The 15,775-nt window shown below is 39.1% G+C and carries 14 protein-coding genes and 2 pseudogenes; 7 read left to right on the top strand and 9 right to left on the bottom strand.

Features of this window, described 5'->3' with window-relative positions; translation table 11 throughout:
• The 5 genes from ACQY1X_RS14525 to ACQY1X_RS14505 form a co-directional block, all read right to left on the bottom strand.
• Complete coding sequence (locus ACQY1X_RS14525; protein ID WP_430014824.1) at nucleotides 1–6,825, bottom strand: DUF3110 domain-containing protein; 6,825 nt, start codon at nucleotides 6,823–6,825, stop codon at nucleotides 1–3.
• A gap of 572 nt (nucleotides 6,826–7,397) precedes the next feature.
• The gene (locus ACQY1X_RS14520; protein ID WP_430014823.1) at nucleotides 7,398–7,931 is read right to left on the bottom strand and encodes a transposase; all 534 of its coding nucleotides are present in this window, start codon (nucleotides 7,929–7,931) and stop codon (nucleotides 7,398–7,400) included.
• A 269-nt stretch (nucleotides 7,932–8,200) separates the two neighbouring features.
• Nucleotides 8,201–8,413 carry a type II toxin-antitoxin system HicA family toxin gene (locus ACQY1X_RS14515; RefSeq protein WP_287703366.1) on the bottom strand — a complete coding sequence of 71 codons (213 nt, stop codon included), beginning with the start codon at nucleotides 8,411–8,413 and terminating at the stop codon, nucleotides 8,201–8,203.
• A complete protein-coding gene (locus tag ACQY1X_RS14510) occupies nucleotides 8,406–8,612 on the bottom strand; it encodes a type II toxin-antitoxin system HicB family antitoxin (RefSeq protein ID WP_008203484.1) in 207 nt (68 codons plus the stop codon). The genes ACQY1X_RS14515 and ACQY1X_RS14510 overlap by 8 nt, the downstream gene beginning before the upstream one ends.
• Nucleotides 8,613–8,657: 45 nt before the next feature.
• The gene (locus tag ACQY1X_RS14505; RefSeq protein WP_430014822.1) at nucleotides 8,658–8,933 is read right to left on the bottom strand and encodes a DUF433 domain-containing protein; all 276 of its coding nucleotides are present in this window, start codon (nucleotides 8,931–8,933) and stop codon (nucleotides 8,658–8,660) included.
• A gap of 253 nt (nucleotides 8,934–9,186) precedes the next feature.
• On the opposite strand from ACQY1X_RS14505, the gene ACQY1X_RS14500 reads away from it, so the two are divergent.
• Entirely contained in the window at nucleotides 9,187–9,420 is a 234-nt protein-coding gene (locus ACQY1X_RS14500; RefSeq protein ID WP_149986318.1) for an antitoxin family protein, read from the top strand.
• A 105-nt stretch (nucleotides 9,421–9,525) separates the two neighbouring features.
• Here ACQY1X_RS14500 and ACQY1X_RS14495 read toward each other — a convergent pair whose 3' ends face one another.
• From ACQY1X_RS14495 to ACQY1X_RS14485, 3 genes are all read right to left on the bottom strand, one after another.
• The gene (locus tag ACQY1X_RS14495; protein ID WP_002732751.1) at nucleotides 9,526–9,708 is read right to left on the bottom strand and encodes a hypothetical protein; all 183 of its coding nucleotides are present in this window, start codon (nucleotides 9,706–9,708) and stop codon (nucleotides 9,526–9,528) included.
• Nucleotides 9,709–9,838: 130 nt separating this feature from the next.
• Nucleotides 9,839–10,051, bottom strand: coding sequence for a type II toxin-antitoxin system HicA family toxin (locus ACQY1X_RS14490; RefSeq protein ID WP_002732521.1), 213 nt, complete (start codon nucleotides 10,049–10,051; stop codon nucleotides 9,839–9,841).
• The gene (locus tag ACQY1X_RS14485) at nucleotides 10,044–10,250 is read right to left on the bottom strand and encodes a type II toxin-antitoxin system HicB family antitoxin (RefSeq protein ID WP_002733171.1); all 207 of its coding nucleotides are present in this window, start codon (nucleotides 10,248–10,250) and stop codon (nucleotides 10,044–10,046) included. Before ACQY1X_RS14485 ends, ACQY1X_RS14490 begins: the two co-directional genes overlap by 8 nt.
• Before the next feature lie 210 nt (nucleotides 10,251–10,460).
• Between ACQY1X_RS14485 and ACQY1X_RS14480 the strand changes: the two genes are divergently transcribed.
• From ACQY1X_RS14480 to ACQY1X_RS14455, 6 genes and pseudogenes are all read left to right on the top strand, one after another.
• On the top strand, nucleotides 10,461–10,706 hold the full coding sequence (locus ACQY1X_RS14480; RefSeq protein ID WP_002732423.1) for a DUF1902 domain-containing protein: 246 nt from the start codon (nucleotides 10,461–10,463) through the stop codon (nucleotides 10,704–10,706).
• A gap of 426 nt (nucleotides 10,707–11,132) precedes the next feature.
• Nucleotides 11,133–11,534: pseudogene (locus ACQY1X_RS14475) on the top strand (DUF4277 domain-containing protein); the annotation flags it as partial.
• A 453-nt stretch (nucleotides 11,535–11,987) separates the two neighbouring features.
• The gene (fbp, locus tag ACQY1X_RS14470) at nucleotides 11,988–13,034 is read left to right on the top strand and encodes a class 1 fructose-bisphosphatase (RefSeq protein ID WP_002731573.1); all 1,047 of its coding nucleotides are present in this window, start codon (nucleotides 11,988–11,990) and stop codon (nucleotides 13,032–13,034) included.
• A 27-nt stretch (nucleotides 13,035–13,061) separates the two neighbouring features.
• Nucleotides 13,062–13,520: a hypothetical protein gene (locus ACQY1X_RS14465; RefSeq protein ID WP_002733875.1), complete on the top strand. Its 459-nt coding sequence runs from the start codon at nucleotides 13,062–13,064 to the stop codon at nucleotides 13,518–13,520.
• A gap of 51 nt (nucleotides 13,521–13,571) precedes the next feature.
• Nucleotides 13,572–13,763, top strand: a complete 192-nt coding sequence (locus ACQY1X_RS14460; protein WP_002734063.1) for a hypothetical protein — start codon at nucleotides 13,572–13,574, stop codon at nucleotides 13,761–13,763.
• Nucleotides 13,738–13,926, top strand: a complete 189-nt coding sequence (locus tag ACQY1X_RS14455; protein WP_322745633.1) for a type II toxin-antitoxin system PemK/MazF family toxin — start codon at nucleotides 13,738–13,740, stop codon at nucleotides 13,924–13,926. The genes ACQY1X_RS14460 and ACQY1X_RS14455 overlap by 26 nt, the downstream gene beginning before the upstream one ends.
• Nucleotides 13,927–14,604: 678 nt before the next feature.
• Here ACQY1X_RS14455 and ACQY1X_RS14450 read toward each other — a convergent pair.
• Nucleotides 14,605–15,489: pseudogene (locus ACQY1X_RS14450) on the bottom strand (serine/threonine-protein kinase); the annotation flags it as partial.
• Nucleotides 15,490–15,775 lie beyond the last annotated feature (286 nt).

Raw genomic sequence — 15,775 nt, 5'->3', positions numbered from 1 at the left:
TTAGATACCTGATGCGGTAAAAGCAGCCCAATAAAAAGGGTTATTGAACAGCTTATAATTAAGTTCAAACCCTTTTATTCTAATTTGTTCATCTTCAATCATATCCATCAATCGATTAAATTCTTTTGATGTTAATTTTTGTTGCATTGACTTGACAATTTTTAGGCAACTATCCAACTGATTAAAGTATTCTTGTACGGTTAAATTCTGTAACCAATTTTGTGCAGTTTTTAAAGCAACTGGTACAGAAACTTGCTGATTCTCATCAAATAAAATCTCATATAATTTAATCATCAAGAAGGAGGTTGATAGGTCATTAACTGTCCATAAACTACTGACAACGCTGGGACTTCCCGCAAACAGAAAACCACTGGGTAAACCGATATATTCATCGCTGATAGAGTTTAAATCAATTAAGCCAGTTTCGCAAGCGGAAAGGGTGATAAGGCGGCATTTATTCAAGCGCAGTTCAAAGATTTCGCCTAATGTTAAGGGTTCCTTATTCGCTAAAAATAAGGCAGATTCAAGGGGATTAGCTGGGTTAAAGCTTCCATGACAGGAGAAGTGATAACAGTGGTTATCTGAGGATTTTAGATGGGGAAGAACAGCGTTTTTAGTGGCGTTATCTTGGGCGATAACTTGAGGTTCAGTAAAGAAAGTTGAGAGGATATTAACTTCTAAGTCAGTGTAAGATAAGTCTTTAGTGGGGTTTTGAATAGCGAACAGTTTATTAAAGTCGGAATGGTGAAAAGTTTGGGTGATTTTTTGCAAGATTTGACAACTGGGGGCATATTGTACATCATGCTTATCCTGTAAAATTTGGTTTTTGTTAATCGGGAAAGCGTGAATAGGGAGAATATGCAAAAACAAATGGGGAATAATAATTAAGCGTTGACAAGTATCGGGAATCAGGGCAAGAATATCATTAATATGCAGAATATCAGCAAAAGTCTGTAAGAGGTTAGACAGTTGATTTCTCCATTCTTGCTTGCCATTTTTGGAGTAGTAAAGCTCTCGATAATTGTCAAATATATCTGAGAATTGATTTTTATCATTTTCGGAAGATTGCCAAACTTTAACCTCTCCCTCAGCAGACACGACAAAAGCGAGTATTTTCTCCCCTGTAATGTACCATTGAAGCAGACAAGTTTCAGCATCAGTTAAAGCTTGAATCTCTGTAAATGCGATCGGCTCAACTTTTTGAGTGATGCTAAAGAGAGTATCTTTAATTTCTCTTGCAATAAAATTATCTAAGTCTTGTTGATATTCCTTCAGATAACTGTGATCTTGAACGTAGGGAGTTAAGTTATCACGACTCATTAAATTCTGGTTAATGCTTTGATGTTGTAAGCGGATTTGTTCATTAAAAACTCGTTGTTTTAATTCATTTAATTGGGCGATAATTTCTTGACTAACGCCTTGGGGGTGTAGGTTTTTCTGGGTCATTAATTCCACCAGATTACGCCCTTTACTGCGTTCGATATATTCTAATGCCTTCTCAGGCTGATTGAGGTTAAGATGGGCTTGCACAATGCGATGGAAAACACCAATAGCATTGGATAAAACCTCTTGACGACTTTGGGGGTTTAATGCTTCTAAGCGAGCATTTTCGACGGCTTTAATGGCAGTATTATAGGCTTCTGTGGCAGGTTGCCATTGTTCTTCGCTGTAGTGAAGATTGCCTAAATTTTTTGCAGCCGTTGAACATAACAGGGGATAAGCGTCAGAAGTAAATACTCCTAATGCGTCATTGTAAGCCGCGATCGCTCTTTCTAAATTGTCAGCTTTCTCCCCTCTGATTCTGTCACGGTAAGCAATAGCGAGATTATGCTGTGTCCTTGCCCATTCTTGGGGAAATGCCTCAAAAGTATAAACTTTCAAAGCTTCCTGGCAAGCGGCGATCGCCCTTTCTAAATTATCGGCTATCCCCCCTCTGATTCTGTGATTGTAAGCGAAGGCGAGAATACCTTGTGTCATTGCCCATTGTTGGGGAAATGCGTCAAACGTATAAACTTTCAAAGCTTCCTGGCAGTAGGCGATCGCTTTTTCTAAATTGTCAGCTTTCTCCCCTCTGATTCGGGCACCGTAAGCAACAGCGAGATTATTTTGTGTCATTGCCCATTGTTTGGGAAATGCGTCAAAAGTAAAAACTTTCAAAGCTTCATTGTAACCAGCGATCGCCCTTTCTAAATTGTCAGCTTTCTCCCCTCTGATTCGGTCACTGTAAGCTAAGGCGAGACCATTATGGGTATTTGCCCATTGTTGGGGAAATGCGTCAAACATATAAACTTTCAAAGCTTCATGGCAAGCGGTGATCGCCCTTTCTAAATTCTCAGCTCTATCACCTCTGATTCGTTCACTGTAAGCACCAGCGAGAGTATTATGGGTATTTGCCCATTGTTCGGGAAATGCGTCATAAGTATAAACTTTCAAGGCTTCATGGCAAGCGGTGATTGCCCTTTCTGCATTATCAGCTCCATCACCTCTGATTCGGGCACCGTAAGCAACAGCGAGAGTATTATGGGTATTTGCCCATTGTTCGGGAAATGCGTCATAAGTATAAACTTTCAAGGCTTCGTGGCAGGCAGTGATCTTCCCTTCTAAATTATCAGCTACCTCCCCTCTGATTCGGTGACCGTAAGCACCAGCGAGAGTATTCTGTGTCCTTGCCCATTCTTGGGGAAATGCCTCATAAGTATAAACTTTCAAAGCTTCATTACAAGCAGCGATCGCCCTTTCTACATTATCAGCTACCTCCCCTCTGATTCTGCTAAGGTAAGCAATAGCGAGATTATTCTGTATTGTTGCCCATTGTTCGGGAAATGCCTCAAAAGTTCTCACTTTCAAAGCTTCCTGGCAGTAGGCGATCGCTTTTTCTAAATTGTCAGCTTTCCCCCCTCTGATTCTGCCACTGTAAGCAGCCGCGAGATTATTTTGTGTCATTGCCCATTGTTGGGGAAATGCGTCAAACGTATAAACTTTCAAAGCTTCCTGGCAAGCGGCGATCACTTTTTCTAAATTGTCAGCTTTCTCCCCTCTGATTCTGTGATTGTAAGCTAAGGCGAGATTATTCTGTGTTGTTGCCCATTGTTGGGGAAATGCGTCAAACGTATAAACTTTCAAAGCTTCCTGGCAAGCGGCGATCGCCCTTTCTAAATTGTCAGCTTTCTCCCCTCTGATTCTGTCACTGTAAGCTAAGGCGAGATTATTCTGTATTGTTGCCCATTCTTGGGGAAATGCCTCAAACGAATAAACTTTCAAAACTTCATCGTAACTGGCGATCGCCCTTTCCAAATTGTCAGCTTTCTCCCCTCTGATTCTGTCACTGTAAGCTAAGGCGAGATTATTCTGTGTCCTTGCCCAATCTTGGGGAAATTCGTCTAAAGTTCTCACTTTCAATGCTTCCTGGCAAGCGGCGATCGCCCTTTCTAAATTGTCAGCTTTCTCCCCTCTGATTCTGTCACTGTAAGCTAAGGCGAGATTATTCTGTGTCCTTGCCCAATCTTGGGGAAATTCGTCTAAAGTAAAAACTTTCAAGGCTTCCTGGTAAGCGGTGATCGCCCTTTCTAAATTGTCAGCTTTATCCCCTCTGATTCTTTGACGGTAAGCTCCACCGAGACTATTCTGTGTATCTGCCCAATTTTGGGGAAATGCGTCAAGGTAAAAAACTTTCAAAGCTTCATGGTGAGCGGCGATCGCCCTTTCCAAATTGTCAGCTTTCTCCCCTCTGATTCTGTCGCGGTAAGCATTAGCGAGATTATTCTGTGTCATTGCCCATTGTTGGGGAAAAGCGTCAAAAGTATAAACTTTTAATGCTTTATTCAAAGTGGTGATCGCCCTTTCTAAATTCTCGGCTTTCCCCCCTCTGATTCTGTTACGGTAAGCAATAGCTAGAATATTCTGTGTTATTGCCCAATCTTGAGGAAATGCGTCAAAAGTAAAAACTTTCAAAGCTTCCTGGCAAGCGGCGATTGCGTTTTCTAAATTGTCAGCTTTCTCCCCTCTGATTCTGTCGCGGTAAGCATTAGCTAGAATACTTTGTGTTCTTGCCCAATCTTGGGGAAATGCCTCACAACTTATCATAGTTAAGGCAACTTCACAGCCATTGATCGCAAGTTCTTGGTTGACAGCAATGTTGCCGAGGGGAAATTGTGCAGAGAAATTACTAAAGTTGGCAATATCAGCAGCGATAAAATGTGCCTGCTTAGGATTGGCTTGCGTTAATGCCTCTCTCGCCCAACTAACTAAGATTCGCGCTAAATTATCATCCAACTTATCAAGATTCTGCGCCCAGAAGGGATAAATTACTTGAGGGTTAGGATTTTCAGAAATTTTTCGTAATGTCTCCATTAGGAAATTGAGATAATCTTGTTGGTTAGGTATTTCAACGTCAAGAGTTACTCCTTGTGACGGTTGATATACGAAACGAGAGGCAGAGGATCGGTTAAACGATTCTATTTTCCGTCTAAATGCAGGAAAGATAAGCGTTAAGATTCCCAAAGGAATACCAATAAAGATAATAGACAGAAGAATTATAAAACTTCTGCCAAGCTTGTATATTAGCTTGCCTATAATAGGAATTAACTGACTACGCTTTTTTTTTATGGGTTCTTGTTGTTTAATAGGTTCTTGTTGTTTAATAGGTTCTTGTTGTTTAATAGGTTCTTGGTAAGCAGCGATCTCCATTTCTAAATTGTCAGCTTTCTCCCCTCTGATTCTGTTACGGTAAGCTAAGGCGAGATTATTCTGTGTACTTGCCCAATCTTCGGGAAATGCTTCAAAAGTATAAACTTTCAAAGTTTCTTGGTAAGCGGCGATCGCCATTTCTAAATTTTCTGCTTTATCCCCCTTGATTCTGTCTTCAAAAGCAAAAGCCAGAAACGTTTGTGTATCTGCCCAATCTTTAGGAAATGCGTCAAAAGTATAAACTTTCAAAGCTTCTTGGTAGTAGGCAATCGCCCTTTCTAAATTGTCAGCTTTCTCCCCTCTGATTCTGTTCTTGTAAGCAATAGCGAGATTATGCTGTGTCATTGCCCAATCTTCGGGAAATGCGTCAAAAGTATAAACTTTCAAAGCTTCTTGGTAGTAGGCGATCGCCATTTCCAAATTGTCAGCTTTCTCTCCTCTGATTCTGTGACGGTAAGCAATAGCGAGATTATTCTGTGTCATTGCCCAATCTTCGGGAAATGCGTCAAAAGTATAAACTTTCAAAGCTTCTTGGTAGTAGGCGATCGCTCTTTCTAAATTGTCAGCTTTCTCTCCTCTGATTCTGTGACGGTAAGCAATAGCGAGACTATTGTGTGTAGCAGCCCATTTTTCAGGAAATGCTTCACGGGTATAAACTTTCAGAGCTTCTTGATAACAAATAATTTCCTCTTCTAAATTTTCCGCTTTATCCCCTCTGATTCTCTCACTATAAGCAGTAGAAAGAAAATTATAGTGTATATCTGCCCAATCTTTAGGGAAAGCATCAAAAGTATAAACTTTTAACGCTTCTTGTAAGCAGGAGATCGCCCTTTCTAAATTTTCTGCTTTATCCCCCTTGATTCTGTCTTCAAAAGCAAAAGCCAGAAACGTTTGTGTATCTGCCCAATCTTTAGGAAAAGCATCAAAAGTCCTCACTTTTAAGGCTTCTTGATAGTAGGCAATCGCCCTTTCTAAATTGTCAGCTTTCTCCCCTCTGATTCTGTTCTTGTAAGCAATAGCGAGATTATTCTGTGTATTTGCCCAATCTTCGGGAAATGCGTCAAAAGTATAAACTTTCAAAGCTTCTTGGTAACAAATAATTTCCTCTTCTAAATTGTCAGCTTTCTCCCCTCTGATTCTGTCACTGTAAGCAATAGCAAGACTATTGTGTGTAGCAGCCCATTTTTCGGGAAAAGCGTCAAAAGTATAAACTTTCAAAGCTTCTTGGTAGTAGGCGATTGCTCTTTCTAAATTGTCAGCTTTATCCCCTCTGATTCTGTCACGGTAAGCATCAGCGAGATTATTCTGTGTCGCTGCCCATTCTTGGGGAAAAGCGTCAAAAGTATAAACTTTCAAAGCTTCTTGGTAAGCGGCGATCTCCCTTTCTAAATTTTCTGCTTTATCCCCAACTCCACTTTTAACAGGAGGAATTCTATTTGTTCCTTGCGCTACAAATTCCCAATCATCACCTGAGTTCTTACAAAACAATAAAATCTCCTCAGCTTCTATTGCTTCAACACTCGGTACAGGAAAATCTCGCTCCCCTAATTGTCGTGCGAAAGTAGCCGCATCTTCTTGAGTCTCAAATATTAATATTGTATCCTTATTGCCTGTGCTTATAGTATGAATACCCTCATTGTCTGTTCCCACATTGTAAAGCAGAACATAAACAGTTTGAGGTAACTGATTAGAGGGTTGCTGCTGAAAATACTGAGTCAAAGAAACAGTTAAATCTTTTAGATTAACCTGTAAATTTTGTAAAATTATCCCTGTACTTTCCCCTTGTTGAAAAATCCCAATCAGTAAATGCTCTGTATCAATAGATTCACTCCCTAATTTATCAGCAAATGATAATGCACTGTTTAAAACGAGTTTTGCCGACTCTGTAAAAGGAATATCTACAGGATTCATTTCTGGGCTAATTCCTGAACCCTTTCCTAGAATTTTTTCAACTTCAATTCGAGCATTTTTTAGCGTTATTCCCTGCTGTCTTAAAACTTGCGACGCAACTCCTGATGCTTCACCGATTAACCCTAAAAATATAAACTCCGCTCCTACAAAATTATGCCCCAAGCGACGCGCTTCCTCCTGCGCTAACATAATTACCTTAATCGCTTTCTCTGTAAACCGTTCAAACATAATTTAGACTCCTTATCACTTCTAAACCACGAAACTTATCAGAACTACAACACCTTGATTCGCCATTCCGTAAAAAATTGGACATAATTGAATGAGGACGATGATAATTGATTAATGAGGTTTAGGTATGTTTGGGTGCGTTGTTCATTCATAGCGTGGCAGATGGGGAATTGATGGGTAGGGGCGAAGCATTCGGATAAAAAATCTAGGGTTTCAGCGATAGATTATGCACGAATGCTTCGCCCGTACAGGGATTTAATGGGGAGATTATCAGAATTGTATCACAGGGATGATAGGCTAAGGTTATTGTCTGGGGTAGGGGCGAAGCATTCGGATAGAAAATTTAGGGTTTCAGTGATAGATTATGCACGAATGCTTCGCCCGTACAGGGATTTAATGGGGAGATTATCAGAATTGTATCACAGGGATGATAGGCGAAGGTTATTGTCTGGGGTAGGGGCGAAGCATTCGGATAGAAAATCTAGGGTTTCAGTGATATGTTATGCCCGAATGCTTCACCCCTACAGGTTATTCGTCCCCGCAGGTTATTTGTCCCCACAGGTTATTTGCCCCTACATTGGTTTGAATTTATTCAGATTGTTCTCGTCTTGTTCCCAATTTCGCGGATTATCAAGAATGTATTGCCGGATTTTTTGATAAGAATTTTCATTGCGAATGATATGTTCATAATAATTGCGCTGCCAAATTTTCAGGCGATCGCCACATAAACGATTAATTTTACGACTAGAAATTGATTTGAAATTCTGCACAATAGCCCCCAAAGATTCCGGCATTGTACCGTGAGTATATTGAGAATCGTATTCGGTCTTTTCCAGATCATAATTTTGTATTACTATAATTCCATGAATATGATTGGGCATGACAATAAAAGTATCTAGTTCAATAAACTTAAAATGTAGAGGCAGTCTATACCATACTGCTTCAAAAGTATCACCAAGTAAATTTCGCTCTATATTTCCTTCAACAATTTCACCAAATAAATACTGCTTTTGATAAGAACAAATTGTGATATAATAAGCTCCATTAAGCCTATAATCATAGCCTTTTAAACGAATAGATTGTCGATGTTTTTTGTGTTCATTCATGGCGTGGTAGATGGTGGCGGTTAATTCAGTTATCTTTAGCGATAGGTTATTGTTCGGGGGTAGGGGCGAAGCATTCGGGCAATAACTTATCGCTGAAACCCTAGATTTTCTATCCGAATGCTTCGCCCCTACAGGGATTTAATGGGGAGATTATCAAAATTGTATCACAGGGATAATATCCAAAAAAAATCCTAGTCAATCAAATAATCAAAAAAAATCATAATTTAGACAGGATTGGGTGCGTTGTTCGTTCATGGGTTGAGATTGTTTTATAAAAGTTTTTTAAATTCTTCAATAGTTAATCCCGAACCTTTAATAATTGTTCCCATTGTATAGGCATTAATTGGATTCGTCCTTGAAATAGTGAGAATATTTTCTCCATCAGTCATCATAATATGTTTTCCCTGTCGAACAATCTGAAATCCTGCTTTTTCAAATGCTTTAATTGCTCGTTGATGATTAATTCCAGGAAGACTAGGCATGATTTAATTCAACTTCTACATAATAAGATTCGATCCCTTGATTTAATTCTGCAGCAACTTCTAAATAAGACTGAATTGCATCTTGAATATTATTGAGTGCTTCTTCTTTAGTTATCCCTTGAGAAGCACAGCCAGGTAAACTAGGACACCAAACAGCATATCCCTCTTCTGATTGCTTGAGATTGACTTGATATTGCATATTTTTAAGATCATCCCGTCCTTAATAAAAATTTGGGCAAAACTATTATTGTAATGCTTCAATGCGATCTGCTTCGGCGGCTTCGGCTATAATTTCTGCTTCTATTGTTTCTTTGTTAGTATGATAGTAAGTTAGAGCGGCATAAACTTGTGCCAAAGAAAGATGAGGGATTTCATCGGCAATTTCTTCAGGACTATATCCTAACTTATACCAGATCACTATTCTTCGTACAGTAACAGCAGTTCCCGCGATAATAGGACAACCTCCATGAATTTTGGGATCGCTTTTTATGAAAGTGCCAATATTGATATCTGTGAGCATAACTTTCTCTGATTCATTCTCAACTAATTAAACTAAATAGGATTCTATGCTTTTATCACCATTCTAGCATGGCCTAAACATTGGTCGGGGTAGGGGATTGAATGGGGAGATTATCAGAATTCTATCACAGGGACGATAGCCGAAAAAAATAATAGTCAATCAAACAATCAAAAAAATCATAGTTTAGACGGGATTGGGTGCGTTGTTGATTCATCGGTTAAAATAAGAGTAATTTAGAATTAAGGATTGAGTTATGCCGCAACAAACCTGTGAAGCCGTCTTTGAAAATGGCGTTTTACGTCCTCTTAGTAATCTCCAACTCAATGAAGGACAGTGCGTTAAACTGACTATAGAATCGAATTCAATTTCCCAGCTTACTCCCCAAAAATGGTCAGAAACGGGTATAATCGCCCAGTTAACAGCAAATCCGATTAAAATTGAAGATTTCCATCCTCTTACCAGAGAAGAAGCGAATGAACGCTGGTGAATCTCAACCCTTCTTTATTGATTCTAATATTTGGCTGTATCGCTTCATTGTCAATGTCAATTGTAGCGATCCCCTAATGCCATTATCATAAAAATGAAGTGTAACCTAATCTCGGAAAACTGCTTTTTCAGCTTCTTCTAAATCGTCATCACTGATCACAACATCTTTCCATAAACCTTTAATTTGAGTCTTATTGCGAGAACCTTCAAGTTGATGAATGACCGTTTTTTTTAAGGCTTCTAATTCTTCCTGAATGACTTGAATCGGAAGTAAAACATATTGACTCATGGCAAATAATACCCTTACTCTTTGATTTGAGGGATGATAGCCGAGAGAAATCCTAGTCAGTCAAATAATCAAAAAAAATCATAATTTAGACAGGATTGGGTGCGTTGTTCGTTCATGGGTTGAGATTGTTTTATAAAAGTTTTTTAAATTCTTCAATAGTTAATCCAGAACCTTTAATAATTGTTCCCATTGTATAGGCATTAATTGGATTAGCCCTTGGAATAGTGAGAATATGTTGTCCATCAGTCATGGTAATATGCTTACCCTGTCGAACAATCTGAAATCCTGCTTTTTCAAACGCTTTAATTGCTCGTTGATGATTAATTCCAGCAAGACTAGGCATGATTTAATTCAACTTCTACATAATAAGATTCGATCCCTTGATTTAATTCTGCAGCAACTTCTAAATAAGACTGAATTGCATCTTGAATATTATTGAGTGCTTCTTCTTTAGTTGTCCCTTGAGAAGCACAACCGGGTAAACTAGGACACCAAACAGCATATCCCTCTTCTGTTTGTTTGAGATTGACTTGATATTGCATATTTTATCATCCCGTACTTAATTGAAAATTAGGCAGAACCTAATGAGGGTTGGATAGGATTGGGTGCTTTGTTCGTTTGATTCAATTATAAGCGATTCATCGGCGATCATCAAGAGTTGGGGATTGGTGGTAGGGTTGTCAAAAATGCGATCGCACTGTATAATCTTAATTGATATATAAGCTAATTCTACTCACTTGAACTAAATCATCATGAATCAAAAACCGTACCAAGTAGAAGCATTTTGGGATCGAGAAGCGCAAGTGTGGGTAGCAGAGAGTGAAGATATTCCGGGATTAGTCATCGAAGCTGATACCATCGAAGCTTTAACAGCTAAATTACGACAGATGATTCCAGAATTATTACAACTAAATCATCTAATTACTCTTGAACCTCAAGCAGCGATAACTTTTGAACTCATTAGTCATCGTCAAGAATCAATTGAGTGCGCTGTTTAGATTGAATGGGGAGATTATCAGAATTGTATCACCGGGATGATAGCCGAAAAAAATCCGGCTCTTATAGGTTCTGTGTGATAAGTTTAACTTACAATATGATCGATCAATCTTTGTGTCCTTTGTGTCTTTGTGGTTCCTTCCACCCCCTCGCTAGGAGGAATGTATCTTAGAATACATTTCACCCACCAAATCCAAGAGAGCCAAAATCCTAGTCAATCAAACAATCAAAAAAATCATAATTTAGACAGAATTGGGTGCGTTGTTCGTTCATGGGTTGATTTTTTTTATCCGACACTCCGCACTTCAAAATGTAGCATAAAATAGCATAAACTCATTCAAGAAAAAAATAAATAAAAATACTCAGAGAATTAGTCCCAAAAAAGTGAGACAATCAAAAAGCTCAAAAATCTATTAAAGGTACAAAAATTGTCTCCTATCTCAGAGGTAAAAATTAAAAACCTAGATCACTTAGGAATAGTAGCCGGACTAATTGACGAAATAAGAATAGTTGAAATAATCAACTCTAAATTAGGAATTGACTCCCGAGAAAAAATTTCAGCAGGAACAGTGGTCAAAGCTATTCTAATCAATGGATTAGGATTTGTTTCAAGGCCTTTATACTTATTTAGTCAATTTTTTGAAGATAAAGGAATCGAAGAATTATTGGGAGAAGAAATAAAAACCGATTATATCAATGATGATAAAATTGGGAGAGTCATGGATGAATTATACAAACATGGACTGAATGATATATTTATAGAAGTTGTCTTATCGGTCATCAAAAAATTTAAAATAGAGACAAAATATTCTCATCTAGAGGCCACATCATTGCTACAAAGAGAGCATCTCATTTATGCAAGTGAGTAATTATACTTATCCCTAAAACTGTTTTCTAGCAAGGTTTTCAAAATAGCTTGACATAAAAACCTGATTTAGGGGTTACAAAGGTGAGATGCTCCCGCTACAAATTAGTCCCCCTATAGAACCCCCTTGAGCCATCTTGCACACTTTTCTCTTTTTGTCAAATTTTATGTTAAGAAAGATGTGACTAATGGATAGCTTATCAAGGGGGAATCGAAACCAAAGTTTATCTTCAATTTAATTATAAACAGCTACTTATTGACCAAAATTTAATGATCAATGGGATAAAAATTAGCCAACTCTAAAACTGATCTAAAAATTAGCCCGCAATGGGGAAAATTTTGGCTAGGATCAAATCATAGTCATAATTGAGACTAGACGAGTTTCCCTTTTTTTACTTTATTACTGGCAATTACAGTTATGGTTAGCAATATTCCCTTTTCTATCCCCGAACATAGCCTCGATCGAGATTGTACCACCCTCTCCCGTCACGTCCTGCAGCAACTACAAAGCTTTTCCCCCGACGCGCAGGATTTAAGCGCAATTATGAGTCGGATTGCCCTAGCGGGGAAATTAATTGCCCGTCGTCTCAGTAAAGCGGGATTAATGGCGGATGTGCTAGGTTTTACTGGAGAAACCAACGTACAAGGGGAATCGGTCAAGAAAATGGACGTTTTTGCCAATGAAGTATTTATCTCGGTTTTTAAGCAAAGTGGTTTAGTTTGCCGTCTTGCTTCCGAGGAAATGGATAAACCCTATTATATCCCAGAAAACTGTCCCATCGGTCGCTATACCCTACTCTACGACCCGATCGATGGTTCTTCCAATGTGGATATTAACCTAAATGTGGGTTCGATTTTTGCCATCCGTCAACAGGAAGGCAATGATTTAGACGGAGAAGCCCTAGATTTACTGCAAAATGGTCGTAAACAAATCGCCGCTGGCTATATTCTCTACGGACCCTCGACTATTTTAGTTTACTCGATCGGTCGCGGTGTTCATGCCTTTGTCCTTGACCCCAGTTTAGGGGAATTTATCCTTGCCCAAGAGAATATTATTATCCCCGATCACGGTCCAATTTATAGTACCAATGAGGGCAATTTTTGGCAGTGGGATGAGGCAATTCGCGACTATACCCGTTATGTTCACCGTCATGATGGTTACACAGCCCGTTACAGTGGGGCATTAGTGGGAGATATCCACCGAATTTTAATGCAGGGAGGCGTTTTTCTCTATCCGGGTACTGTTAAAAATCCCCAGGGAAAATTGCGCTTAATTTATGAAACTGCTCCCCTTGCTTTTTTAATTGAACAGGCAGGAGGTAAAGCTAGTGATGGGGTGACAAATCTTTTAGATATCGTTCCCGATAAATTACACACCCGCACACCTTTAGTGATCGGTAGTGTCGAAGATGTTAAATTGGTAGAGTCTTTTATCGCTGATCGCCGTCATCGCGATCGAGTTTAACTTATAGTTTTATTTCGAGATATTGACATGGATTTACAAGCTCTGAAGTGGACTAAAAATGTTAGGCGAAACGATGGTACATGGGCATATCGGAAATATAAGGTTTCATCGCCCTTCCAACTGGCATGGAAAGACGATGAAGTCAATGCCAATAAACCCGAAAAAGATAGTTTGATACTACTCAGACAGCGAGGGTATGTTACCCATTTAGTAAAAGTTCTCGACTGCAAAGCCAAACGTGAAATTGGCAAGGATAATTACGACATCTATCGAATTGTTAAGGTGCTTTGGGCTATTGATTTTGATAATCGACCTGTATCAGCAAAAGCAGATAAGATGTTTGATTATCGAGTCAGGTATCAGGGTGGGAATGTGATGGAATTGGAGAAGTTACCAACTTTCAGACAGCGTTGGGATGACGATGGCGGTTTGGGGGGATTCCAAACTTACATTCGGAATTTATTGGGGCTGTCAAGCAATGACTAAGATCCTTGTTAAGCTTGTGTTATAGTATTGAGCAGATATAGGGCAACCGCTATGACTGCTATAGTTCAGGAACTTTTAGATACCTTTGACCGCTTGACAGACTCAGAGCGCTCAGATTTGCTATTAGAGATTCTGAAGCGGACAATTCACCTGGATTTTCCGCCCTTATCTGATGAAGATCTAGTCCTCAATGCCGAGGGAATTTTTCTAGAATTAGATGATCAGGAAGCTTCCTATGGATAGCCCTGATCGTGGTCAGGTTTGGCTGGTTGATCTGGGTTATGTGGCCAAAGTCAGACCCTGTTTGGTTATCAGTATTCCTGCGCGCAATCAAGAGCGTGCCTTAGCGACTCTGGTTCCACATACGACAAGCTCTCGTGGTTCAAGATTGGAAGTGAAAGTCTAAGCTAGCTTCCTTAGAGAAGGAGTCTTTGATGTACAAAACATCGTTACAATTCCCCATGCAAAGCTTTTGCGTAAATTAGGAAATCTGACATCTGAGCAAATGATGGAGGTTGAGAATGCGTTACTTTTTTGGCTAGGGTTTGAAGAGAGGAATGATCAAGAAAGCGAAGATTAGTCTGTGCGCTAGTTGCAGCGGAAACATAATCAATAGTTAGGGTTTGCGGCAAAAAGTTTTTCGTGGAGTGTGGGGTGTGGGGTTTTACCGGTTTTGAGGTGGCCAATTACCTAATTTTTAGGGAAAAAGTCCAGGGATTTTCCCCCTGATCACTCCCATACCTGGTACTTTTTGATTGACAAAAAGTCTAAAAGTCTTACCCAACAAGGTTTTTAGATTTATTCAGCAAACCCTATATAGGGTTTGCTGCAAAAAGTACGGGTGAAGCATTCGGATAGAAAATCTCCGGTTTCACCGATAGGTTATTGCTCGAATGCTTCCCCCCTACAGGACGCTATGCTGTTGTAATCGTCGAAACTGTTCATCTGAGTAGGTAGGGTGCGTTAGGAGCGCCACAATATTATTTAATTTACATTAATTACATAGGCGACGTAACGCACCAATATTATCCTAAATCCGTTGAGTAACCCACAGAAAACGAGTTTCTCGGAGAAACCCGTTTTCTACCTCTAGTGTTACTCCGTTGGATATTTTTTCGGTAAATGGAGTAGGTGAAGCAATTAGGGGTATTGGTGAAACAGGCTTTTTGACTGCTTGTAAGGCATTTAAAACCTGTTGTGCTGTCCATCTTTGTTTTCTATCTTTTTGCAAACACCCTTCAATAATCGGTTTAAACTCTTTCGGTAAACTGGGGATTTGTAAATCACAATTCATCACCTTTGCCATTAACTGGTGAATATCATTATTAAACTTATAGGGAAGTTGATTAGTCGTCATTTCGATTAACATAATACCTAATGACCACAAATCCCAGGCTGAGGAAATATCCCCCCTAAAGGCTTCGGGAGGCATATAAATAATTGTACCGGTATTGTGGACTGTTTGAGTGTGGCTTTTGTTATTTAAGGTTCTAATTAAGCCAAAATCTGCTAACTTGTATTGTTGATTAACCTTGAGGATATTACCCGGTTTTAAATCTCGATGCACTTTATTTTGTCGATGAAGATAATTTAAGCCCTGGGCGACTTGAGCAGTAATATTTGTAATCTCATCCGCTGACAAACTGGCTTTGGCAATGTGATTTTCTAGGCTACCCTGTGCCAATTCCATCACTAAATAAAGCATCTCTGTATTGAGAAAAGTAAATTCCCCCACCGCATAACTCTTAATTAAATTAGGATGTTCTAACTTTCTGGAATTTGTTAACTCAATTAATTTATCATCGCTACTTTCGGGGATAACTTTAATGGCAACTTCTTTGACCGATGTATTTCTGACCATTTCACTAGCATGAAATACACCACCAAAACCACCCGCACCGAGAAATTTATTAAGACGATAGGGGCCTATTTGTTGCCCTTCTAACATCTTCATCATTTGGTCTAGCATAATAATAACTCCTGAATTAGCCAATTTTTACGTTCTGTAACTATCCTATTAAGTGGGTGGTTTTAACGAAGGCAAGAAGCAAAAGCTTTATCGAAATGTGTAATTAATTTTGCTTAGGTACTTAATACTAAATCTGGCTATTAAATACTGATTATTTATTCCCTCGAGTAGAAAACCAGTTTCTCGGAAAAACCCGTTTTCTGTGCATTACTCAAGGGATTTAGTATTAGTATGACTTGGGGTTCGGTTATCTCATAATCAAAAAAGGTGGGCGATAAACCCACCA

Origin of the sequence: Microcystis protocystis FBCC-A270, assembly GCF_050500235.1 — a bacterium.
Classification (GTDB): Bacteria; Cyanobacteriota; Cyanobacteriia; order Cyanobacteriales; family Microcystaceae; genus Microcystis; species Microcystis ichthyoblabe_A.
The sequence above is the reverse complement of the archived record's forward strand: the minus strand, read 5'-3'. Positions and strand labels throughout refer to the sequence as shown.